The following is a 22,051-nucleotide window of genomic DNA, read 5'->3' on the forward strand; positions in this document are numbered from 1 at the left end:
GGCGCAGGGCTATCCAGCCCTGCGCCGCTGTCGTTCACGAGCTATCCACAGGGGCGACATTTCTCCTGTGGGTTCCCCTGACATCGGCGCAGACCGCCCCCCTCCGGGTTAGGTATCTGTAAACCGATGTCCATCGTCCCAGCCCTCGATCTCCGCCCCGCCCAGAACGACGCCGCGATCCCGCATGCGCCGGCGAACATCGAGGCCGAACAGGCCCTGCTCGGCGTCCTGCTGTACGACAACGCCGCCTTCGAGCGGCTCGGCGACTTCCTGCAGGCCCGCCACTTCTACGAACCGTTCCACCAGCGGCTGTTCACCTCGCTCGAATCCGCGGTCCGCAAGGGCCAGCTGGCCGAGCCGATCCTGCTGGCCGAGCAGTTCAACCGTGACCCTGCGTTCGAGGAGCTGGGCGGCATCCGCTACCTCGCCGATCTCGTCGATCGCGCTCCGCCGGCCGCCAACGCCCCGGACTACTCGCGCGCCATCTACGACCTGGCTCTGCGCCGCGACCTGATCCGCATCGGCGGGGAGATCGCCCTCACCGCCCAGCAGGGCGACGCCGACCGATCCGCCCGCGACCAGATCGAGGCCGCTGAAGCCCAGCTGTTCACCCTGGCCGAAGCCGGCGGCAACAATCAGGGCTTCGTCCCGTTCTCCGAAGCCGTTCACGGCGCCGTCACCCTGGCGGCCGAGGCCCACGCCCGCGACGGCGGCCTGGCCGGGATCTCGACCGGCCTGGCCGACCTGGACCGCAAGATCGGCGGCCTGCACCCCTCCGACCTGCTGATCCTTGCGGCTCGTCCGTCGATGGGAAAGACCTCGCTGGCCTGTAACGTCGCCTTCGACGTCGCCCGCCACTACGCCTGGGAGCCCCAGCCCGACGGCACCAAGAAGACCGTCTCCGGCGGCGTTGTGGCGTTCTTCTCGCTCGAAATGTCCGCCGACCAGCTGGCCATGCGTCTGCTCGCCGAAGTGTCCGGCGTCTCCGGCGACAAGCTCCGCAAGGGCGAGATCGACGCCCTGGAATTCGGCCGGATCCGCGACGCAGCGCTGGAGATCCAGGACGCGCCGCTGTTCATCGACGCCACCGGCGGCATCACCATCGCCAAGCTGGCCGCCCGCGCCCGCCGTCTTAAGCGGACCCACGGGCTCGACCTGATCGTCATCGACTACTTGCAGCTGGTCACCGGCGGCGACGGCAAGAGCGACAACCGGGTGCAGGAAGTCTCGATGATCACCCAGTCGATGAAGGCCTTGGCCAAGGAACTGGCGGTGCCGGTCATCGCGCTCTCGCAGCTCTCGCGTCAGGTGGAAAACCGGGAGGACAAGCGTCCTCAGCTCTCCGACCTGCGGGAATCGGGCTCGATCGAACAGGACGCCGACATGGTCATGTTCATCTACCGCGAGAGCTACTACCTCGGCCGTTCCGAGCCGCGCGAAGGCACGCCCGAGCACCTGACCTGGCAGGAAGAGATGGACAAGGTCCGCGGCACCGCCGACGTGATCATCGCCAAGCAGCGTCACGGCCCGATCGGCACCGTGAAGCTGTCGTTCAACGAAGACATCACCAAGTTCGGCAACCTGGCGCACAGTCACTTCTACACCTCCGACGACTAAACCGTCGGGCAAGCCCTCTTCACCGATCGGAATAGGCTTGGCCTCGCGCCGCCTGCCCGCCTCGGCTATGGGACAGGCGATGTCTTCCTCCACTCCCGCGCGCCTGACCATCGACCTCGACGCGCTCGCGCACAACTTCGCCGTCCTGCGCGACGCCGCACCGGGCGCCGACGCTGCGCCGGTGATCAAGGCGGACGGCTATGGCCTGGGCGCCGGGCCGGTGGGCCGCCGGCTGTGGGCGGAAGGCGCGCGCGCCTTCTACGTCGCAAGGCTGTCGGAAGGCGTGGCGCTGCGGGCCGAATTGGGTCCCCAACGTCCGGCGGCGATCTACGTCCTCGATGGCTTCCTGCCCGGCGACGGACCGCGGCTGGCGGCGTCCGACCTGACCCCGGTGCTCGAAAGCCTGCCCCAGATCGAAGCCGCCAACGCCTACGCCGCCACGGTCGGGCGGCTGCCGATCGTGCTTCAGGTCGACACCGGCATGAACCGCCAGGGCGTCACGCTGGAAGATGCCCGGGCGCTCGCCGCCTCGCCCGACCGGCTGCGCCACCTCGACGTCCAGGTGCTGATGAGCCACCTCGGCTCGGCGACCGATCCCGCCGACGCCCGCAATGCGTTGCAGCTTGAGCGCTTCAACCAGGTGCGGCCGCTGTTCCCGGACGCCCGCGCCAGCTTTGCGGCCTCGGCGGGCATCATGCTCGGCCCTGACTACCGCGCCGACATCATCCGGCCCGGGATCAGCCTCTACGGCGGCGGACCGGAGGAGCGGCCGGATCCGCGGCTCAAGGCGGTGGCCCGGCTCGAAGCCAAGATCCTCTACATCCGGAACATCCTGCCCGGCGAAATCGTCGGCTACGGCTCGCGCCTGGTCGCCGATCGCCCGATCCGCATGGCCGTGGTCGGCGCCGGCTACGCCGACGGCGTCATCCGCGCCTCGCAGCGCGGCGGCTATGCCTGGTACGCCGGCGCGCGGCGGGACGTCCTGATCGTGACCATGGACCTGATCGGCGTCGATCTCGGGCCGTCGCCGGCCGCGATCGGCGACTATGTGGAGCTGCTGGGCCCGAACGTGCTGATCGACGACATCGCGACCGCCGCCGGCACCGTGGCGCACGAATGCCTCGTGCGCCTCGGCGGCCGGGCGGAGCGGGTCTATCTCGGCGCGCTCTAGCCCTTCGACAGGGCTTCCAGCTTGGCCGGACCGACCGCCGCCACCGCCGACTTCAGATCATCGACGCTGGCCCCCTCGCCTTCGGCGGCGACCATGAAGCGATCGCCGACCAGCACGCTGTATTGCCCGTGCTTGCTGGCCTTGTCGTAGGACTCCTGCGTCATGCGCCCGTCGACCTTGCCGATCTTCTCGTACTTGCCGTTCGACTCGCTGGACGACTGCATGTTGAAGGCGCTGGCCATCCCGGCCAGGGCCCCGGCCGCGCCCAGGTCGGTGACGCTGAGCCGGATCTTGGCGTCGCCCTTGGTGTAGACGCCCTCGGCCTGCGACCCGGCGACGCCCGCCGCGCCCCCCGACCCCGTAGTCAGTTCAGTCCGCGCGTATCCGGCGACTCCCTCGGGCAGGTAGGCTTTCAGGACGTCGGGTTGCACCGCCTCGGGCGCCTCGCCGCTCTCGATCTGCTTAGCGGCCGCCTCCATCTGCTTGGAGGCCTCCTCGAGCTTGCCGAGGTCCACAGACTTGTCGCCGATCTGAACGGTGTTGGAGCTGAGCGCGCCGGCCGCACCCATCCCGGCCATGCCGAGTCCGCCGACCACGCCCATCACCGCGGTGATCACGATCGACAGGACGATGGCCACCACGACCGCCACGGCGGTGTAGCCGAACGCCTTCTCCTGCGGCGCCTTCATCAGCTTCGGCAGGCCGAGATAGAGAAGGTAGAGGCCGTACAGCGAGCCCAGCAACCCCAGCAGCCCGAGCATCGGGATCAGCGCGAACACGCCGGCGATCCAGCCGGCGGTGCTCGCATAAACGGCGACTTTCATCGCCTGCACCTGGTTCTTCTGGCCGTCGAACGACGGCGCCAGTCCGTCGATGATCAGGCCCATGACGAAGACCATGGCCAGGTTCAGTACATAACCGACGATCGCGCCGACCACTCCGAACAGGATCGGGGTCTTGATCCCGAACGCGCCGCCGATCACCGCCCCGCCGATCAGGCCGCAGATCGCCGGGATCAGCGCCAGGATGGCCGCGTAGTTCTTGAAAAGACCGCCGGTCGTCGCCGGTTCGGTGTCGATCACGTCCCAGGTCGCGCCCGGCTTCAACAGGATCGACTTAACTCGCTCGACCAGGCCCGACGTCGCGGCCCCCGGTTCAACTGCGCTCATCTACGCCTCCAGCCCTTGGAAAACCCATCGCCCTACTCGCGTAACGCGAATCTATCTCATGCCGTGCGACGGACGCCAACTTCGGGGCGACGGACTTGAACCGCGAGCCTCGCTAGACTGCGCATTTGTTACGAATCACGGAGTTCGCATGGCCCGCGACGGCGCCGTCTATGTCTGCCAGTCCTGCGGCGCGGTGCAGAGCAAGTGGGCCGGCCAGTGCCCCGCCTGCAGCGCCTGGAACACCCTGGCCGAAGAAGTCCAGAGCCGTCCGCCGGGAGCCCTGGCGCCCAGCAAGGCCAGCCGCGCGCGCGGCATCAACTTCCAGGGCCTGGAAGACGAGGTCCCCGCCCCGCCCCGCATCTCGACCGGCGTCGACGAGTTCGACCGTGTCTGCGGCGGCGGCGTCGTGCCGGGCTCGGCCATCCTGCTCGGCGGCGATCCCGGCGTCGGCAAGTCGACCCTGCTGCTGCAGGTCGCCGCCAACGCCGCGCGTCGCGGCGTGCGCTGCGCCTACATCTCCGGCGAAGAGGCGATCGAGCAGGTTCGCGGCCGCGCCCAGCGCATGGGCCTGGCCGACGCGCCGGTGCGGCTCGCCGCCGAGACCTCGCTGCGCGACATCCTCGACAGTCTCAAGCGCGAGAAGTTCGACCTTGTCGTCATCGACTCCATCCAGACCATGTGGAGCGACGCCCACGAGGCCGCGCCCGGTTCGGTCACCCAGGTCCGCGCGGCCGCCGGCGAACTGGTTCGCCTGGCCAAGAAGCAGTCCGTGGCCATGATCCTCGTCGGCCACGTCACCAAGGACGGCGCGATCGCCGGCCCCCGCGTGGTCGAGCACATGGTCGACGCGGTGCTGACCTTCGAAGGCGAGCGCGGCTATCCGTTCCGTATCCTGCGCGGGACCAAGAACCGCTTCGGCGCCACCGACGAGATCGGCGTCTTCGAGATGGGCGACGCCGGCCTCGGCGAGGTGCGCAATCCCTCGGCCCTGTTCCTCGACACCTCCGGCGAACGGGCGGCGGGGGCGGCGGTGTTCGCCGGCATCGAGGGCTCGCGCCCGGTGCTGGTCGAGTTCCAGGCCCTGGTCGCGCCGTCGGCCTACGGCACGCCGCGCCGCGCGGTCGTCGGCTGGGACTCCGGACGCCTGGCCATGGTGCTGGCGGTGCTGGAGGCCCGCTGCGGCCTCTCGCTCGGCGACCGCGACGTCTATCTAAACGTGGCCGGCGGGCTGCGGGTCACCGAACCGGCCGCCGACCTCGCCGCCGCCGCCGCCCTCGCCTCCTCGGCGCTCGACGAGGCCTTGCCCCAGGACTGCGTCGTCTTCGGCGAGATCGGCCTGTCAGGAGACATCCGCTCGGTCAGCCGCATGGATTCCCGGATGAAGGAAGCCGCCAAGCTCGGCTTCAAGCGCGTGCTTGGGCCGCAAGGACTCGACGGCGGCGACGCCATGAAGGCCATCGGCGCGCCCCGGCTGGCCGACGCCATCCGGCGCATCGGCGAATGTCAGTGGGAGTAGCCGGATTGCCCTGGTTCGACATCATCGTCCTGGCGATCATGCTGATCTCGGCCGCCGTCGGCTTTTTCAGCGGCGCGACCCGCGAGATGGTGCGCGCACTCTCCTTCGTGCTGGCCGCCGTCATCGCGGTGTTCGGCCTGCGCTGGACCGCCCCCATCGGCCGCAGCCTGCTGGAGGACCCGCCCTGGGCCGGAGCGGTGGTCGCCGGGCTCGCGGCCTTCGTCGTGGTCTATGCGACATTGCGCATCACCGGCGGGGCCATGGTGCGCGGCGTGCACAGCACCCATGTACTGGGCGTTCTGGACCGCACCATCGGTCTTGGATTCGGCCTCGTGCGCGCGCTCGTGGTCCTGGGAGCCATGCTTTTGGCCTTCCAGGCGGCGACTCCGCCGGACCGGGTTCCGGGATGGATGACAGGTGCGGCGTTTTATCCTCTGACCAGCGCGGCGGCCAAAGCGCTAAAGGCCTTCGCGCCCAAGGGCTTAGACATGGCTGGTAAACTTGCGCCTTCGATTGGAGACGCAGTTCGTGAAGGTTCGGCGACGGACCGGGGTGACTCTGCGGACGCCCAAGGCTATGACCCGCGCGAACGACGCAGGCTCGACGATCTGGTGGAGAAATCCCGATGACTCAGGATCAAGATCGATGGCGCCAGCCGACCTTTCGCGATCCTGACGACGATACCCCGCGCCTCGAGTGCGGCGTGTTCGGCGTCTACGACACCGCCGCCGCGGCGGCCGTCACCGCGCTGGGTCTGCACGCCCTCCAACACCGCGGCCAGGAGGCCTGCGGCATCGCGGTCTTCGATGGCCAGCGCTTCCATACTGAGCGCCATATGGGCCATGTCGGCGACGCCTTCGCCGGCCCGGACCTGGTCGATCGGCTGCCCGGGCACTCGGCCATCGGCCACACCCGCTATTCCACGGCCGGCGGCAGCTTCATCCGCAACGTCCAGCCGATGTTCGCCGACCTCGAGGCCGGCGGCGTCGCCCTGGCCCACAACGGCAACCTGACCAACTTCCTGACCCTGCGCGAGCAGCTGGTCGCCGAGGGCGCGATCTTCCAGTCGACCTCGGACTCGGAAGTGATCCTTCACCTCCTGGCCCGCTCGCGGAAGGCCAAGTTCGTCGAACGCTTCGTCGACGCGCTCTCCAAGATCGAAGGCGGCTACGCCCTCGTCGCCCTGACCAACAAGAAGCTGATCGGCGTCCGCGACCCGCTGGGCATCCGCCCGCTGGTGCTCGGCGACCTTGACGGCAAGCCGGTGCTGGCCTCCGAGACCTGCGCCCTCGACATGATCGGCGCCAAGTTCGTCCGCGACGTCGAGCACGGCGAGATGGTGGTCATCGACCACAAGGGCATCCGCAGCATGAAGCCGTTCCCGGCGGCCCGCGCGCGTCCCTGCATCTTCGAATACGTCTACTTCGCCCGTCCGGACTCGGTCGTGAACGGCCGCTCGGTCTACGACGTGCGCAAGCGCATGGGCCGTCGCCTGGCCCAGGAAAGCCACGTTCCGGTCGACGTCGTCGTGCCGGTGCCGGACTCCGGCGTGCCCGCCGCGCTCGGCTACTCCCAGGAAACCGGCGTGCCCTTCGAAATGGGCATCATCCGCAACCACTATGTCGGCCGGACCTTCATCCAGCCGACCCAGGGCGCCCGCGAGCTGGGCGTGCGCATGAAGCTCTCGCCGAACCGCAACGTCCTGGCCGGCAAGCGGGTGATGCTGATCGACGACTCGATCGTCCGCGGCACCAATTCGGTCCGCGTCGTGCGCATGGTCCGCGAGGCCGGCGCCGCCGAGGTCCACCTGCGCTCGGCCTCGCCGCCGATCAAGTGGCCTGACTACTACGGCATCGACATGCCCGACCGCGAGCACCTGCTGGCGGCCAACAAGTCGGTCGAAGAGATCGCCAAGATCCTCGACGTCGACTCGATGGGCTACCTGTCGGTCGAGGGGCTCTACGAGGCCATGCAGGCCGCCCCGCGCGACCCTGCCAACCCGCAGTTCACCGACCACTACTTCACCGGCGACTATCCGACCCGCCTGCTGGATCGCGAGATCGCCGAGGGACGCAACGACGGCGCCGACCGTCAGCTGTCGTTCCTGGTCGACGCGTGAGCGGCGACTGCAGCCTTTCCTCCGGGAAAGGCTCCTACGCAAAGGGTTGAGGCGTGACTGACGCCAAGGGCGCCGTTGCGCGCGCCAGCCTCCAGGGCCGGCTGAAGTCCCTCGGCCTGGATTGGTACATCGCCGCGATCGTCGGGATGGTGGTGCTCGCCTCCATCCTGCCGGCGCGCGGCGCCGCCGCTCCCGTCGTCTCGGACCTCACCAAGGCCGGGATCGCGCTGGTCTTCTTCCTGCACGGCGCCAAGCTCAGCCAAGAGGCGGTGATCAAGGGCCTGCTGCACTGGCGCCTGCACGGCTTGGTGCTGGCGACCACGTTCGTCCTCTGGCCGCTGCTCGGTCTCGGCGCTTCGGCCCTGCCAGGCTGGATCGTGCCCGCGGCCCTCGCTCCCGGCCTGATCTATCTGGCCTGCCTGCCCTCGACCATCCAGTCGGCGATCGGCTTCACCGCCATCGGCAAGGGCAACGTCGCCGCCGCGGTCTGCGGGGCCTCGGTCTCCAACCTGCTGGGCATGTTCATCACCCCGCTGCTGGTCGGGCTGTTGCTGGGCGCCGAGGGCGGCGGCCTCTCGCTGTCGTCCTTTGAAGCCATTCTGCTGCAGCTGCTGGCCCCGTTCCTGGCCGGCCAGATCCTGCGTCGCTGGATCGGCGGCTGGATCACGCGCCACGCCAAGCCGCTGGGCCTGGTCGACAAGTTCTCGATCCTGCTGGTGGTCTACAACGCCTTTTCAGGCGCGGTGGTCGCCGGCATCTGGTCGAAGGTCTCGGCCTTTGACCTCGCCCGCATCATCCTGGTCTGCATCGCGCTGCTGGCGATCTCGCTGGGCTTCATGATCTGGATCGCGCGCGTGCGCGGCTTCCCCAAGGAAGACGAGATCGCCATCGCCTTCGCCGGCTGCAACAAGAGCCTGGCGGCCGGCGTGCCGATGGCCGGCGTGCTGTTCCCGGCCGCCACGGTAGGGTTCGTGCTTCTGCCGGTGATGCTGTACCACCAGTTCCAACTCATGCTCTGCGCCGTGCTGGCGCAGCGCTACGCCCAACGTCCGCTTCAAGAGCCAAGTCATGACTGAGTCCCTTCCCCTCGACGGTCGCATCGCCCTGGTCACCGGCGCGACCCGCGGCATCGGCCGTGAGTGCGCCCTGGCGCTCGCCAAGGCCGGCGCTCACGTCATCGCGGTCGGACGCAACCAAGGCGCGCTGGAATCGCTCGACGACGAGATCAAGGAAGCCACAGGCAAGCCGGCCACCCTGGTGCCGCTCGACCTGTTGAAGGGCGACGACATCGACGGCCTGGGCCTGGCCATCCACCAGCGCTTCCAGCGCCTGGACATCCTGGTGCACGCCGCCGCGATCCTCGGCGGCCTGACGCCGGTCTCGCACATCGACCCGCCGATCTGGGACCGCGTGGTCAGCGCCAACCTGACGGCGACCTATCGTCTGATCCGTTCGACCGAACGTCTGCTGCGCGAGTCCGACGCCGGTCGCGGCCTGTTCTTCACGTCCGGCCGCGTCGAGCGCCCGAAGGCGTTCTGGGGCGCGTACGGGGCGACCAAGGCCGCTGTCGAGCACCTGGTGCGCACCTGGGCCGACGAGCTGGAGAACACGTCCGTCCGAGCGGCGCTGATCGATCCGGGCGCCATGCGCACCAAGATGCGCGCCGAGGCCATGCCCGGCGAAGACCCGATGGATCTGCCGCACCCGTCGGAGATCGGTCCGCTGATCGTGGAATTGGCGCAGGCCCAGCTGGGCCTGCCCAAGGCTAATGTTTGCTTCGACGAGTGGAAGTCGGCCGGGACGCTCGCTTCGGCTTGACGCCGGGGCGGTTCAGCTTGGCGGCGCGGCCCTTCGGCGTGGGGCCCGCGCCGACTTTCGCCTTGCCGGGCGCCACCTGCTTGGTCTTCGGCTTCACCTTGGGCTTCGGCTTGTCGACGACCTCGACCGCCGCAGCCGCGCCCGCCGCCTTGGCGCGCACAGCCGCCACGCCCTTCGGCGTCACCACCTTCTTGCCCAGCTTGGGCGCAAACGTCGGCACCGACGACTTCGGCGCCGGCCCGCCCTTCTCCTCGCCCTCGGCATAGGGGTTCTTGTTCGACTTGACCGTCAGCCGCATCGGCACGCCGGGCATCTCGAAGCTCTCGCGCAGCGAGTTGATCAGATAGCGGCGATAGTGGTCCGGCAGCTGGTCGGCCCGGCTCGCGAACAGCACGAAGGTCGGCGGGCGCGCCTTGATCTGCGCCATGTACTTCGGCTTCACGCGGCGGCCGCCGACGGCGGGCGGCGGGTGCCGCTCAAGCGCCATCTTCAACCAGTCGTTCAGGTCGCGGGTCTTCACCTTGGTCGACCAGTCGCCGTGCACCTTGAACACCGCCGGCATCAGCCGGTCCAGGTGCCGTCCGGTCTCCGCCGACAGCGCCACGACCGGCGAACCGCGCAGCTGCGGCAGCAGCCGGCCCGCCTCCTCGGTCAGCGCCTTCAGGGTCGCGCCCTGGTCCTCGATCAGGTCCCACTTGGTCAGGCAGTAGACCAAGCCGCGTCCCTCGCGCTCGACGAGGTCGGCGATCTGCAGGTCCTGGATCTCGAACGGGTGCGTCGCGTCCATCACCAGGATCACCACCTCGGCGAAGGTGATCGCGCGGATGGTGTCGCCGGTGGACAGCTTCTCGAGCTTCTCCTGGACCTTGGCCTTGCGGCGCAGGCCGGCGGTGTCGACCAGCCGCACCGGGCGGCCTTCCCAAGTCCAGTCGACCGGAATGGCGTCGCGCGTGATCCCGGCTTCGGGACCGGTCAGCAGGCGGTCTTCGCCGATCATCTTGTTGACCAGGGTCGACTTGCCGGCGTTCGGGCGGCCGACGATGGCGATACGGATCGGCTTTTCGCCGTCCTCGTCCTCGTGCTCGTCGTCGACCTCAGGCCAGACCGCCAGCAGCGCCTGATAGAGGTCGGCCATGCCTTCGCCATGCTCGGCCGAGATCGCCACCGGCTCGCCGAGGCCCAGGCCGAAGGCCTCGTTGACGCCGATTTCCGACGCTTTGCTCTCGGCCTTGTTGGCGGCCAGGATCACCGGCTTGTCGTGCTTGCGCAGCAGCTCGGCGAACACCTCGTCCATCGGCGTCACGCCTTCGCGGGCGTCGACGACGAACAGCGCGACGTCCGCCTCCTCGATGGCGGTCACGGTCTGCTGGCGCATGCGCGATTCGAGGCTGTCGTCGGTGACGTCCTCGAAGCCGGCGGTGTCGATGAGCTCCAGGTCGATGTCGCCAATCCGGCCAAGCGCGAACTTCCGGTCGCGAGTGACGCCGGGCTGGTCGTCGACGATGGCGAGCTTCTTACCCGCCAGTCGGTTGAACAATGTCGACTTGCCGACATTGGGCCGTCCGACGATAGCGAGCCGCATAGGCATCTAGATCAGGTTCCGCTTAGCGCAGCGCGATCAGTTGCGCCTTGTCGGTCGCAACATACACCGTGCCAGCGACGGCGATCGGGCTGATGAGGGTCGGCGAACCGAGGTTCACCGTGTTCTCGACGGCGCCGGTCTTGGCGTTGAGCGCGACCAGTTCGCCCGTCGAGCCGGCCACGATCAGCTTGTTGGAGGCCAGCAGCGGGCTCGACCAGATCGGCCGCGTCGTGAACTTCTTCTTGCCGATGCCCATGAAGCCGCCGCCGTTCGACTCGCGGTCCTTGCCCAGGTCGGTGATCCAGTAGATCTGACCGCTCTCGCGCGCCACGCAGATCACTTCGCCGGCCTTGGAGACCACGTAGACGACGTCGCCCGCCGGCCACGGCGAGGTGATGCCGGTCACCGGCAGGCTCCAGCGCGCCTGGCCCGAGCGCAGGTCGGTCGCGGCGAACACGCCCGAGTGGCTGACCGCGAACACGTCGCCCTGATAGATCACCGGACGGCCCGGGATGTCGCGGATTTCCGACAGCGCGTTATTGCGGTTCGCGCGGCTCAGCGCTTCGTTCCAGAGGTCGTTGCCGTTGCCCGCCCGCAGCGCCACCAGTTCGCCGGAGCCGAACGAGGCCACGACCGTGTCGCCCGACACCGCCGGGCTGGAGGCGGCCAGGATCCGCGCCGATTCCGACAGCGCCTGGTAGGTCCAGCCGGTCGCGCCGGTCGCCGCATCGAAGGTCAGCAGGGTATTGTCGACAGCGACCGTGAACACCCGGCCGCCCGACACGGTCGGGGCCGCGTGGATCGGCTGCTCGGTGCTGGTGCGCCAGGTCACGGCGCCGGTGTCGGCGTTGAGTTGGGCCGCGAAACGATAGCCCGAAGTCACGTAGAGCTTCCCGTCGGCCAGGGCCAGGCCGCCGCCGAAGGCTTCCTTGTCGCGCTTGGAATCGGGACGAAGGTTGGTGCGCCACAGCTGCGCGCCCGACTGGGCGTCGAACGCCGAGACCGACGCTTCGCCGTCCATGACATAGATCTTGCCGTTGGCCGCGACCGGGGTGGCGGTCACGTGCGCGCCGCGATCGGAACCGGCGCCGAAGCCGCGCTTCCAGGCGATCGACAGGCTGCCGCCGGCCTCGACATGGCCCATCGACTGCTCGGGCGACCCGCCCGGCAGCGACCAGCTGGTGTTCACTTCCGGAGTCGGCAGGAAGAAGTCGGCGCCCTTCAGGGCCTCGGCGACTTCCAGGGTCTGGTCGGCCGCGACGATGGCGATGCGTTCGCCCTCGGAAGCGGTTTCCTGCGGGCCTTCATCGCCCTTATTGAACGGATTGAGCCGATTGACGGTCGAGCAGCCGGTCACGGCGACGCTCGCCGCCAGGAACAGAGCGAGGAGGCTGGTACGGCGCATGGACGTCATTGGGCTCCGGGGGCGGACTGTTGCGGGGCGGCCTGTTGCGGGGCGCCCTGGGGCGCGAGCCCCGGCGGGACGGCGCCGGGCGGCAGTTGCACCGGCGGCGGCAGGGCCATGGCGGCCTTCACGGTCGCCGGCAGGGCCTTGGCCGAGCCGGAATCGATCAGGGCCTTGGCCGCTTCCGCACGCTGGCGCGACGCCTCTCCGGCGTCGGCCATCAGACCGATCACCGTGAAGTCGCTGCGCGCGCCGGCCAGGTCGCCGGCCATCAGCTTGGAAAAAGCCAACGCCTCGCGCGCCTCGGCGCGGTAGGGACGGCCTTCTTCGGTGAGCGGCGTCAGGCGCGCCTCCATATCCTTGTAGGGAGCCGTGTCGAGCAAGGCGAAGGCGGATTTGAGGCGGGCGGCGTCGCCGATGATGTTGTTCGGCGCGGCTTCGGCGGCCTCGTCGAACAGCTTCACCGCCTCGGCGGTCTTGTTGTCGGCGATCTTCAGGCCGCCCAGGTGCTGCAGGGCCAGCGACTTGTAGGCCTTGGAGGAGCCCTGCCCCACCTCGCCCCACAGCCGGATCGCGTCGTCGCGGCGCCCAGCGTTGAACGCCTCGATCGCCTGCGCGTACTTTTCGGACGCTTCGGCCGCCGCCTGGCTGCGGAAATGCTGATAGCCCCAGACCGCCAGGGCGGCGACCAGCGCCACCACCAGCACGCCGCCGAGAATCGGCAGGACCCTCAGGGCAATCGACTTGTAGCGCTCGGAGCGAAGCTGCTCCTCGACTTCATCAAAGACATCGACCACGTCGGGGGACTCCGCGCGAATAGGCGTTAGTGTTCAGAGCGGCGGAACCTATAGCGGTGGGCGCGCGGCTGCAACGGCGGACCGTCGCCGCAGGCCGCGCTCAGGGCCGCGGCGCGACGATCGCTTCGAAGCCGGCCGCGCAATAGTCGAACAGCCGCGCGCGCACGGCCGCCAGATCCGTCGAGCGGCACAGCCCCTCCGACAGCTGATCGATCCGGCCCGTCTCCGACAGCGCCAACATCATCGACCCGGTCAGGAACTGGTAGCCCCAGTAGAGATCCGGCAGCTGCGCCTGCGGCATCACCCGGCGCAGGGTGTCGATGAACTGGTGGACCACGGGATCGAAATAGTGGTGCATCGTTTCGCCGCCCCAGGCCGGGGTGTTGTTCACCAGCGCCACCAGCCGGAAATAGTTCTTCCAGCCGGGCTCGCCGGTCAGCGACATCTCGATCAACGGCTCGATGAACGCCGCGACGACGCCGCGCGGGGTCATCGCGCCGCCGCTCTGCGCCTCGTACGCCGCCATGGCCTCGACTCGGACCGCATTGAGAATCTCGGCGCGCCGCGCGAACACCGCGTCGAACAGGTCGCGCTTGGCCCCGAAGTAGTAGTGGATCAGCGCCGTATCGACGCCTGCTTCAGCCGCCACCTGACGGGTCGTCACGCCATAGAAGCCATGCGCGGCGAACAGCTGCTCGGCGCCGTCGAGGATCGCCTTGCGCAGATCGGGCCCCTCGCCCTTCTTGCGCCGCCCGCGCGCCGGCGCCGCCGGCTTCACCGCCCGGGTCACTTGGCGCCCCCTTCGACGCCCTTGGCCAGGCAGGTCACCGCCATGTCTGCGGTCACGTTGCCGACGGTGCGGAAGATGTCCGGAATGGTCTCCACCGCCAGCAGGATCGGCAGCAGCTCCAGCGGCACGCCCATGATCAGGCAGATCGGCCCGGTGGTCGTGAAGAAGGTGATCTGGCCGGGCAGCCCCACCGAGGCCAGGCTGATCACCGCGGCCACGCCGATCCCGGCCGCCAGCAAGGCCGCATTCAGCGGCACGCCGAAGACATGTGCGCAATAGATGGCCACGCCGAGGTTCGCCGCCGGGCTGGTGATCCGGAACAATGACACCGCCAGCGGCAGCACGACGCCGATGCTGGCCTCGGACGCGCCCAGCTGGCGCGTGCCGGCGATCATCGCGGGCAGCGAGGCGATCGAGGACTGGGTCGAGAACGCCACCGCCTGGGCCGGGGCCGCCGCCCGCGCGAAGGCCAGCAGCGGCACGCCGGCGGCCAGGGCGAGCAGATAGGACAGCAGCCCCACGGAGATGCAGACCCCCGACAGGATCAGAATGTAGTGGCCGAGCGCCCCGGCCGCGCCGAACCCGGCCTTGGCCCCGACGATCAGCGCCAGCGCGAACACCCCGATCGGCGCGACCAGCAGCACCCACTGGACCAGCACCAGCATGGTGTCCATCACAGCCTGGAAGACGTTCGTCAGTCCGCTGCGCAGCTCGGTGCGGATCCGGGTCAGCGCCAGCCCGAACAGCAGTGCGAACACCACCAGCGGCGCCATGTTGGTCTCGGCCGCGGCCTCGATCGGGTTGGTCGGGATGAAGGCGCGCAGCCACGCGCCCATGGTCGGGAAGTCCGGCACCTTCTGGGCCGAATGGCCCGCCGCCTCGCGCAGCCCGGCGACCGCCGCCTGCGGCGCCGGCCACGCCGCCAGCACGCCCGACACCGCCAGCGCCGAGAACAGCGCGCTGGTCAGCAGCAGCGCGCCGAACAGCCCCAGCGCCCGCGCCGCCGTGCCGCCCGCCGCCGCGGTGCCGGCCGCCGAGGACACGCCGACCACCAGCAGCGAGAACACCAGCGGCACGATGGTCATGCGCAGGGCGTCGAGCCACAGCCCGCCGATCGGATCGGCGACGGCGATGATCTTGTCGATCGAAGGATGCTCGGCCAGCGCGGCGCCGACCATCAGGCCGGCCACCAGCGCGAGCAGGATACGCACGGTCGTCTGGGCGCCGGCCGCCCGGATCACGTTCAGAAGCTTGGCCATCGGCCTGAAACTAGAGCGCGTTCGGGCGCCCGCGAAACCGGATTTCGCATTGCTGCGAGGACGCAAGCACACATCGCCTGTCCGTTCGGCGTCAGTCGCCCGCAATGCGCTTCACATTAGCATTCGAACGTAGCGAATTGTTTTTGCGACAGTTCAAAGCCTCGCCATAACGCACCATTCCGGCCAGGCATGCCGCGACAGAACGGCGCCGCAGCATTGAAACCATCTATCTATTCAATAGGATAAGTTGATTGGGCCGGCCGCCTGATTGGTCCTAAGCTCCACCCATCAGGGAGGACCGGCGATGATCATATCGCTGCCTCCGGTCAGCGCGGACCTCGAAGCCGTCGGCCGGAGACTGAAAGCCGTCCGCGAGGCCAGGGGCCTGGCGCTGGACGATCTCGCCGACCGGGCGAGAATTCCGCATGCGCAGCTGTCGATGGCCGAGCACGGCCGATTGCGCCTGCCCTCGACGCAGATGCACGCGCTGATCACCGCGCTGCACGTCTCGCCCCGGATCCTGTTCGAACCGGGGCTGGACGTGTCGGGTCTGAGGCGGCTCTAGCCGGCCTTGGCGAAGTAGATCTCGGCCGGTCCCGGGAAGCGGCGGGCGCGGACGTCGTCGGCATAGCCGGCGACCGCCTTGCTGATCTCCCCGCGCAGGTCGCCGTAGCGACGCACGAACTTCGGGGTCCAGTCGAACAGGCCGAGCATGTCGTCGGTGACCAGGATCTGGCCGTCGCAGCCGGCCGAGGCGCCGATGCCGATGGTCGGGACCGAGATCGCCTCGGTGATCTCGCGAGCCAGGCCCTCGGCCACGCCCTCGACCACGACCGCGAAGGCGCCGGCCTCGGCGGTGGCCTTGGCCTCCTGCAGGATGCGGGCCCGCTCGTCGCCGCCCTTGCCCTTGGCCTTGAAGCCGCCGTCGACGTGCACCGCCTGCGGGCGCAGGCCGACGTGGCCCATCACCGGAATGCCGCGCTTGACCAGATAGTCGATGGTCTCGACGACGGTGGGACCGCTCTCGACCTTGATCGCCTGGGCGCCGGTCTCCTTCATCACCCGCGCCGCATTGGCGTAGGCGACTTCGGGCGAGCCCTCGTAGGAGCCGAACGGCATGTCGACGACCACCATCGCCCGCTTCGACGTCCGCATGACCGCCTGGCCGTGCAGGATCATCATCTCCAGCGTCACGCCGACCGTGTTGGGCAAGCCGTGCACGACCATGCCCAGCGAGTCGCCGACCAGCAGCAGGTCGCAGTGCTCGTCCAGCAGCTCGGCCATCGGGGCGGTGTAGGCGGTGAGGCACACCACGGGCACCCCGCCCTTGCGCGCGGCGATATCTGGGGCGGCGATCCGCCGAACGGTTTCCTGACGCTGAGCCGACATGGCTAGAACTCCTCGAACACTCGGGTCACCACGAAGCCGATGGCGAGCACCGCCATTCCGCTGGCGATCCATACCACGGATGAGCCCGCCGGCAGCGCTGCCAGCAGATCCGAGCGCGGGGCCAATTGCTGCACCCCGGCTTGGAGCAGGCGCGTGGATCCTTCCGACGCGTTCTCCACCTGATGGACGAAGTTGGACATGATCAGCTGGCTCGCGCCGATGACGCCGCCGGCCAAGCCCGCCGCGCCGATGATCCAGCGCCGGATGTTCCAGCCTCGGTTCAGTTTGCGCTCCACCGACACGGCGAAGGCCTTCTCGTCCGAGAAGGCCGGCGGTTCGGCGAAGAGGCGTTCAAGACGCCGCTCGAATTCGAGCTCAGCCATTCCCGCGCCTCCCTTCAAGCGGAGCGCCGTCGGCCGGCGCCAGTCGCGCTCTGAGCTTCTCCAGACCACGTTTGACATGCGACTTGACCGTTCCAAGCGGCAGATTCAAGGCGTCGGCGGCTTCCGCGTGCGACAATCCCGCGCCGTAGCACATCGACACGCAGATCCGCTCCGCCGCGCCCAGCCCCCGCAAGGCGTCGTCCAGGTCCATGCGGCCGGCGGCGTCGGGCGTCGCGGCGACGTCCTCGGCATCGTCCGCCGCGGTCAGCGCCGCGATCTTCCGCTCACGCTGCAGCCGGCGCAGATAGGCCCGCGCCGCGATCTTGCGGACCCAGGCGACGAACGTGCCCTGCCCGCGGAACTCGCCGACCCGTTCGAAGGCGGTCAGGAACGCGTCCTGCGCCACGTCGTCCGCCTCGGCCGGCGGCGCGCCCATCCGGCGCAGCAGGCCGCGCACCGCCGAGCCGTGCCGGCGGACCAACTCGCCGAACGCCGCGCGGTCGCCCGCCGCGGCCAGCGCGGCCAGCTCCACGTCGTGGGCGCTTGTCAGCCTGTTGTTTTGAGAGCCCGACATCAGGGGCTTTCCCCTCCCCTTCGCCGGCTACTTGCCGCGGGAGATGAACGATAGCGCGATCAGCGCCAGGCCGATGAAGCCCGGGAACGCCGCCACGCCCAGCATCGGGTACAGCGCGTCCGGCTCCTCGAACGACACCGCCGCCCCCAGCGCCGCAAATCCAACCGCCACGCCCAGCCAGATGATCCCGGCGCGCAGATCGCGATAGGGCGAGGGCGCCGCCTTCACGTCGCTGGTCAACGCCTGAACGACCTCGGGCGGCAGCTCGGCACCCTTCTCGATCGACGCGCGCAGCGTCTCCTGAAGCTTCTGACGCTCCTGGCTCTTCAGATATCGCGGCACGATGACGATCGCGGCGACCATTGCGAAGAACCCTAGTGGGACCAGGATGCCTTCCATTGTGCTCTTCCTTCTCTCAGTGCGGGTGGCTCATCGGCCCCGTTCTGATGGGAAGAGGCGCCGGCCTAAGCGTACGGATGCAGGTGGGCGCATGAAATGTTCTTCATGTTGGCCCCCGCCTCAATCTAACTGAACTTCGCCGTGTAGGCGTCGGGCTTGAAGCCCACCAGCAGCTCGCCGTCCACGTCCAGGACCGGACGCTTGATCATCGACGGCTGCTCCAGCATCAGCCCGATGGCCTTGTCCTGGTTCAGGTCTGCCTTGTCGGCGTCGGGCAGCTTGCGGAACGTCGTGCCCGAGCGGTTCAGCAGCACCTCCCAACCGACCTGCCCGGCCCAGCGCTCCAAGCTCGCGCGGTCGATGCCGACCGCCTTGTAGTCGTGGAAGCCGTAGGTCACGCCATGGTCGTCCAGCCAGGTGCGCGCCTTCTTCATCGTGTCGCACGCCTTGATGCCGTAGATCGTGGTGCTCATCGTTCGAATCCGCGCTGGAGTTGATCCGCCCGACTTAACCCCGTCCGGTCGCCGCGCAAAAGAAAAGGCCCGGCGGATCGCTCCACCGGGCCTCGCGTCACGATCGCGGCGCCTTAGCGGGCGGCGACGATGATGATCTCGACCTTGTAGTCGGGGGTCGCCAGCTTGGCCTCGCCGGTGGCGCGGGCCGGGGCGTCCTTGCCGTCGACCCACTTGTCCCACACCGCGTTCATCTCGGCGAAGTCGGCCATGTCGGCCATCCAGATGGTGGCGGTCAGGATCTTCGACTTCTCGGTGCCGGTCTGCGCCAGCAGCTTTTCGATCTGGGCCAGCACCTGCTGGGTCTGGACGGTGACGCTCTCGCCCGGCGCGCCGACCTGGCCGGCCAGATAGACGGTGTCGCCGTGGACGACAGCCTGGCTCATGCGGGGGCCGGCTTCGATGCGTTCGATCGCCATGGGGCTCATTTCCTTCTCAGTTTGAATATCGCGAGATCGCCAGATCCCGGGTGTCGATGGCGCTCGCCGCGCCGCTGATCACGTCGGCGATCACCTGCCCTGATCCGCAGGCCATCGTCCAGCCGAGCGTGCCGTGCCCGGTGTTGAGGTAGAGGTTGCCGATCGGCGTCGCACCGACCACAGGCGTGCCGTCCGGGGTCATCGGCCGCAGACCCGACCAGAAGCTCGCCCCCGCGGCGTCCCCCGCGCCGGGGAACAGGCTCTGCATCGAGTGCTCCAGCGTCCGCCGCCGGCGCGGGTGCAGGTCGTTGTTGAAGCCCGATATCTCGGCCATGCCGCCGACCCGGATGCGATCGCCCAGCCGGGTGATCGCCACCTTGTAGCTCTCGTCCAGCAGGGTCGAGACCGGCGCGCGCTCGGGGTCGAGGATCGGGGCGGTGATCGAATAGCCCTTCACCGGATAGACCGGCAGCTTCATCCCGAACGGCCGAACCAGGGCCGGCGAATAGCTGCCCATCGCCACCAGGAAGGCGTCGGCGGTGATCTCTCCGTGGCTGGTCCGCACGGCGGCGATCTTGTCGCCCTCCTTGCGCAGTCCGGCGATGGCGGTGTCGAACTGGAACTCAACGCCCAGCCCCTTGGCGAGGTCGGCCAGCGCATTGGTGAACTTGAAGCAGTCGCCGGTCTCGTCATGGGGCAGCCGCAGGCCGCCGACGATCGGCTCCAGCGCGTTGATCAGGCCGGGCTCGGCGCCGGCGCAGCCCGCCGCATCCAGCACCTCGTAGGGCACGCCATAGGACTTCAGCACCTCGACGTCCTTGCCGATGCCGTCCATCTGCGCCTGGGTGCGGAACAGCTGCAGCGTGCCGCGGCTGCGCTCGTCATAGGCGATGCCGGTGTCCGCCCGCAGCGCGACCAGCAGGTCGCGGCTGTACTCGGCCAGCCGCACCATCCGGCTCTTGTTGAGGGCGTAGCGCGTCTCGGTGCAGTTGCGCAGGATCGACAGCAGCCAGCCGATCGTCGCCGCGTCGAGCTTGGGCCGCAGGATCAGCGGCGCGTGCTCCATCAGCAGCCACTTCACCGCCTTGGCCGGGATGCCCGGCCCGGCCCACGGCGAGGCGTAGCCGGGCGAAATCTCGCCGGCGTTCGCGAAGCTGGTCTCCAGCGCCGGGCCCGGCTGGCGCTCCAGCACCGTCACCTCGTGACCGGCCTTGGCGAGATAGTAGGCGGAGGTGACGCCGATCACGCCGCCGCCCAGGACTGCCACCTTCATGCGTCGATCTCCGCGCGCGCGTCTTGGGTCAGGTAGGTGCGCGAGCAGCGCTTCCCCAGCCCGGTCAGGATTTCATAGGCGATGGTCTCAGCGCCGGCCGCCACAGCCTCCAACGTCTGACGCGGCCCGATCAGCTCGACATAGTCGCCCTCGGCCAGCGCCCCGTCCGGCAGATCGCTGACGTCCAGGGTCATGCTGTCCATCGACACCCGACCGACGATCGGCAACCGCACGTCGCCGAAGTAAGCTGCGGCCCGGCCGCCCAGCCGCCGCGGCCAGCCGTCGGCATAGCCGACGCTGACGGTCGCCAGCCGCCGCGGTTCCCGCGCGACATAGGTCAGGCCATAGCCCACGCCGGCGCCGGCTTCGACCGCCCTTAGCTGGATCACCCGCGCCTCCAGCCGCACGACGGGCCGCACGGGGCTCGCAGCACCCTCGATCGGCGCCGCGCCGTACAGCGCCAGTCCCGGGCGCACGAGGTCCTGGCGGAACTCCGGAGCGATGAACACGCCCGCGGAATTGGCCAGCGAGCGCGGCAGGCCGGGCCCAATGCGATCGGCCAGGGCCTCGAAACGCGCCAGTTGCTCCTGGTTCGTCGCCGCGCCCGGCGTATCGCCGCAGGCCAGGTGACTCATCACCAGCAAAACCTCGACGTCGTCGGTCAGGCCGGCGGGAAGCTTGTCGATGTCGCCGGGCGCCAGGCCCAGCCGTGACATGCCGCTGTCGACCTGGACGACGCACGCCAGCCGAACCCCGCGTCGCTTGGCCTCCGCGCGCCAGCGTTCGACCTGGCCGACCGAGTTCAACACGGGCACGACGCCGGCTGCGGCGCAGGCGGTTTCCGCGCCCGGCGGCAAGCCGTTGAGGACATAGAGCCACGCATCCGTCGGCAGCTGGCGCGCTAGATCCAGGGCTTCGGTGATCACCGCCACGAAGAAGTCGCGGCAGCCGGCCTCCGCCAAGGCGCGGACGACATGCTCGGCGCCGAGGCCATAGGCGTCGGCCTTCACGACCGCGGCGGCGCGGGCCGGCGCAGCGCGCTCTGCGATCAGCACATAGTTCGCGCGCAAGGCGGCGAGGTCGATGGTCAGGCGCCCGCCCGCCAGGGCCTCGGCCGGATCCTCCAAATTCGCCATCGCTCGCCTCCCGTCTGTCGGCGCGCTAGAGGCTACTCGAAGATTATTCGAACGTTTCGCCTCATCGTCGTATGTTCGACGACTACACAGCGATCTGCGCACCTTTCTTGCACGGCCAAGCAACACATGACCATCGCTCTCGACGACATCGACCGCAGCCTGATCCGACTCCTTCGGCTGGACGGCCGCCGGCCCAACAGCGAACTGGCCGCCGAGGTCGGGCTGTCGGCGTCGGCCTGCCTGCGCCGCATCCGAATGTTGGAAGAACGCGGCGTCATCCGCGGCTACACCGCGATCGTCGCCGCCCCGGAGTCCGAGGGGCGGATCATCGCCATCGTACGCCTCACCCTCGAGAAGCAGACCGAGGAGTACCTACGCCGCTTCGAAGCCGCCGTGCGCGAGCATCCCGAGATCGAGGAGTGCTACCTGATGACCGGCGACGTCGACTACATCCTGCGGGTCTCCGGCGCGAGCACCGCCGATTACGAGGCGATCCATACCGACATCCTCTCGCGGCTGCCGGGCGTCGCTCGCATCCATTCCAGCCTGGCGATGCGCAACGTCCTCCAGCAGCGCCCTGCCCGCCGCAAGCCTGCGGGCTGAACCTTCGCCCGCCGTTCGTCGGCGCTGGGCGGTTTCGTCCCGCCGATCGCCCAGTTCGTAGAACGCCGCTTCAGCTTCCCAGCCGCCCGCGCGATGCGGCGGACACGGAAACCTGGAGAA

General features: G+C 69.1%; 23 protein-coding genes. 9 read left to right on the forward strand and 14 right to left on the reverse strand.

Annotation, left to right across the window (positions count from 1 at the left end):
* The first annotated feature begins 126 nt into the window (after positions 1-126).
* Positions 127-1,617 (forward strand): replicative DNA helicase, encoded by a 1,491-nt coding sequence (locus AC1Q87_RS04640; RefSeq protein ID WP_492607801.1) that lies wholly within the window; start codon positions 127-129, stop codon positions 1,615-1,617.
* 79 nt (positions 1,618-1,696) lie between these two features.
* Entirely contained in the window at positions 1,697-2,788 is a 1,092-nt protein-coding gene (gene alr, locus AC1Q87_RS04645; protein WP_492607802.1) for an alanine racemase, read from the forward strand.
* On the opposite strand, the gene AC1Q87_RS04650 is transcribed toward alr (AC1Q87_RS04645), so the two are convergent.
* Positions 2,785-3,957 carry a Yip1 family protein gene (locus tag AC1Q87_RS04650; RefSeq protein ID WP_492607803.1) on the reverse strand — a complete coding sequence of 391 codons (1,173 nt, stop codon included), beginning with the start codon at positions 3,955-3,957 and terminating at the stop codon, positions 2,785-2,787. The genes alr (AC1Q87_RS04645) and AC1Q87_RS04650 overlap by 4 nt on opposite strands.
* A gap of 148 nt (positions 3,958-4,105) precedes the next feature.
* On the opposite strand from AC1Q87_RS04650, the gene radA reads away from it, so the two are divergent.
* The 5 genes from radA to AC1Q87_RS04675 are packed head-to-tail and all read left to right on the forward strand — an operon-like array spanning position 4,106 to position 9,410.
* Positions 4,106-5,473 (forward strand): DNA repair protein RadA, encoded by a 1,368-nt coding sequence (gene radA, locus AC1Q87_RS04655; protein WP_492607804.1) that lies wholly within the window; start codon positions 4,106-4,108, stop codon positions 5,471-5,473.
* Positions 5,474-5,478: 5 nt separating this feature from the next.
* Entirely contained in the window at positions 5,479-6,102 is a 624-nt protein-coding gene (locus AC1Q87_RS04660) for a CvpA family protein (RefSeq protein WP_492607805.1), read from the forward strand.
* Positions 6,099-7,592, forward strand: coding sequence for an amidophosphoribosyltransferase (purF, locus tag AC1Q87_RS04665; RefSeq protein WP_492607806.1), 1,494 nt, complete (start codon positions 6,099-6,101; stop codon positions 7,590-7,592). Before AC1Q87_RS04660 ends, purF begins: the two co-directional genes overlap by 4 nt.
* 53 nt (positions 7,593-7,645) lie before the next feature.
* A complete protein-coding gene (locus AC1Q87_RS04670; protein ID WP_492607807.1) occupies positions 7,646-8,668 on the forward strand; it encodes a bile acid:sodium symporter family protein in 1,023 nt (340 codons plus the stop codon).
* Complete coding sequence (locus AC1Q87_RS04675; RefSeq protein ID WP_492607808.1) at positions 8,661-9,410, forward strand: SDR family NAD(P)-dependent oxidoreductase; 750 nt, start codon at positions 8,661-8,663, stop codon at positions 9,408-9,410. The genes AC1Q87_RS04670 and AC1Q87_RS04675 overlap by 8 nt, the downstream gene beginning before the upstream one ends.
* Here the strand turns inward: AC1Q87_RS04675 and der are convergent.
* The 5 genes from der to AC1Q87_RS04700 all read right to left on the reverse strand — a co-directional run bounded on the left by der (position 9,358) and on the right by AC1Q87_RS04700 (position 15,243).
* Positions 9,358-10,998: a ribosome biogenesis GTPase Der gene (gene der, locus AC1Q87_RS04680; protein ID WP_492607809.1), complete on the reverse strand. Its 1,641-nt coding sequence runs from the start codon at positions 10,996-10,998 to the stop codon at positions 9,358-9,360. The two genes, AC1Q87_RS04675 and der, sit on opposite strands and share 53 nt — an antisense overlap.
* Positions 10,999-11,014: 16 nt before the next feature.
* Positions 11,015-12,406 carry a PQQ-like beta-propeller repeat protein gene (locus AC1Q87_RS04685; RefSeq protein WP_436061590.1) on the reverse strand — a complete coding sequence of 464 codons (1,392 nt, stop codon included), beginning with the start codon at positions 12,404-12,406 and terminating at the stop codon, positions 11,015-11,017.
* Positions 12,403-13,194 carry a tetratricopeptide repeat protein gene (locus AC1Q87_RS04690; RefSeq protein WP_492607810.1) on the reverse strand — a complete coding sequence of 264 codons (792 nt, stop codon included), beginning with the start codon at positions 13,192-13,194 and terminating at the stop codon, positions 12,403-12,405. The genes AC1Q87_RS04685 and AC1Q87_RS04690 overlap by 4 nt, the downstream gene beginning before the upstream one ends.
* A 100-nt stretch (positions 13,195-13,294) precedes the next feature.
* Entirely contained in the window at positions 13,295-13,984 is a 690-nt protein-coding gene (locus tag AC1Q87_RS04695; protein WP_492607811.1) for a TetR/AcrR family transcriptional regulator, read from the reverse strand.
* The gene (locus AC1Q87_RS04700; RefSeq protein WP_492607812.1) at positions 13,981-15,243 is read right to left on the reverse strand and encodes a dicarboxylate/amino acid:cation symporter; all 1,263 of its coding nucleotides are present in this window, start codon (positions 15,241-15,243) and stop codon (positions 13,981-13,983) included. The genes AC1Q87_RS04695 and AC1Q87_RS04700 overlap by 4 nt, the downstream gene beginning before the upstream one ends.
* 304 nt (positions 15,244-15,547) lie before the next feature.
* Between AC1Q87_RS04700 and AC1Q87_RS04705 the strand changes: the two genes are divergently transcribed.
* Positions 15,548-15,808: a helix-turn-helix domain-containing protein gene (locus tag AC1Q87_RS04705; protein ID WP_492607813.1), complete on the forward strand. Its 261-nt coding sequence runs from the start codon at positions 15,548-15,550 to the stop codon at positions 15,806-15,808.
* On the opposite strand, the gene panB is transcribed toward AC1Q87_RS04705, so the two are convergent.
* From panB to alr (AC1Q87_RS04745), 8 genes are all read right to left on the reverse strand, one after another.
* Positions 15,805-16,632, reverse strand: coding sequence for a 3-methyl-2-oxobutanoate hydroxymethyltransferase (gene panB / locus AC1Q87_RS04710; RefSeq protein WP_492607814.1), 828 nt, complete (start codon positions 16,630-16,632; stop codon positions 15,805-15,807). The two genes, AC1Q87_RS04705 and panB, sit on opposite strands and share 4 nt — an antisense overlap.
* 2 nt (positions 16,633-16,634) lie before the next feature.
* On the reverse strand, positions 16,635-17,015 hold the full coding sequence (locus AC1Q87_RS04715) for a hypothetical protein (protein WP_436061596.1): 381 nt from the start codon (positions 17,013-17,015) through the stop codon (positions 16,635-16,637).
* Positions 17,008-17,589 carry an RNA polymerase sigma factor gene (locus tag AC1Q87_RS04720; protein WP_492607815.1) on the reverse strand — a complete coding sequence of 194 codons (582 nt, stop codon included), beginning with the start codon at positions 17,587-17,589 and terminating at the stop codon, positions 17,008-17,010. The genes AC1Q87_RS04715 and AC1Q87_RS04720 overlap by 8 nt, the downstream gene beginning before the upstream one ends.
* 27 nt (positions 17,590-17,616) lie before the next feature.
* Complete coding sequence (locus AC1Q87_RS04725) at positions 17,617-17,988, reverse strand: DUF6249 domain-containing protein (protein WP_492607816.1); 372 nt, start codon at positions 17,986-17,988, stop codon at positions 17,617-17,619.
* A gap of 125 nt (positions 17,989-18,113) precedes the next feature.
* Positions 18,114-18,461 carry an ArsC family reductase gene (locus tag AC1Q87_RS04730; RefSeq protein WP_492607817.1) on the reverse strand — a complete coding sequence of 116 codons (348 nt, stop codon included), beginning with the start codon at positions 18,459-18,461 and terminating at the stop codon, positions 18,114-18,116.
* Positions 18,462-18,574: 113 nt separating this feature from the next.
* A complete protein-coding gene (locus AC1Q87_RS04735; protein WP_492607818.1) occupies positions 18,575-18,919 on the reverse strand; it encodes a RidA family protein in 345 nt (114 codons plus the stop codon).
* A gap of 16 nt (positions 18,920-18,935) precedes the next feature.
* Complete coding sequence (locus tag AC1Q87_RS04740) at positions 18,936-20,192, reverse strand: D-amino acid dehydrogenase (RefSeq protein ID WP_492607819.1); 1,257 nt, start codon at positions 20,190-20,192, stop codon at positions 18,936-18,938.
* The gene (gene alr / locus AC1Q87_RS04745; protein WP_492607820.1) at positions 20,189-21,328 is read right to left on the reverse strand and encodes an alanine racemase; all 1,140 of its coding nucleotides are present in this window, start codon (positions 21,326-21,328) and stop codon (positions 20,189-20,191) included. Before alr (AC1Q87_RS04745) ends, AC1Q87_RS04740 begins: the two co-directional genes overlap by 4 nt.
* A gap of 126 nt (positions 21,329-21,454) precedes the next feature.
* Here alr (AC1Q87_RS04745) and AC1Q87_RS04750 point away from each other — a divergent pair, with 126 nt between their 5' ends.
* The gene (locus tag AC1Q87_RS04750) at positions 21,455-21,931 is read left to right on the forward strand and encodes an Lrp/AsnC family transcriptional regulator (RefSeq protein WP_492607821.1); all 477 of its coding nucleotides are present in this window, start codon (positions 21,455-21,457) and stop codon (positions 21,929-21,931) included.
* Positions 21,932-22,051: the final 120 nt, after the last annotated feature.

Source organism: Phenylobacterium sp. GW823-FHT02A09, from assembly GCF_058797775.1.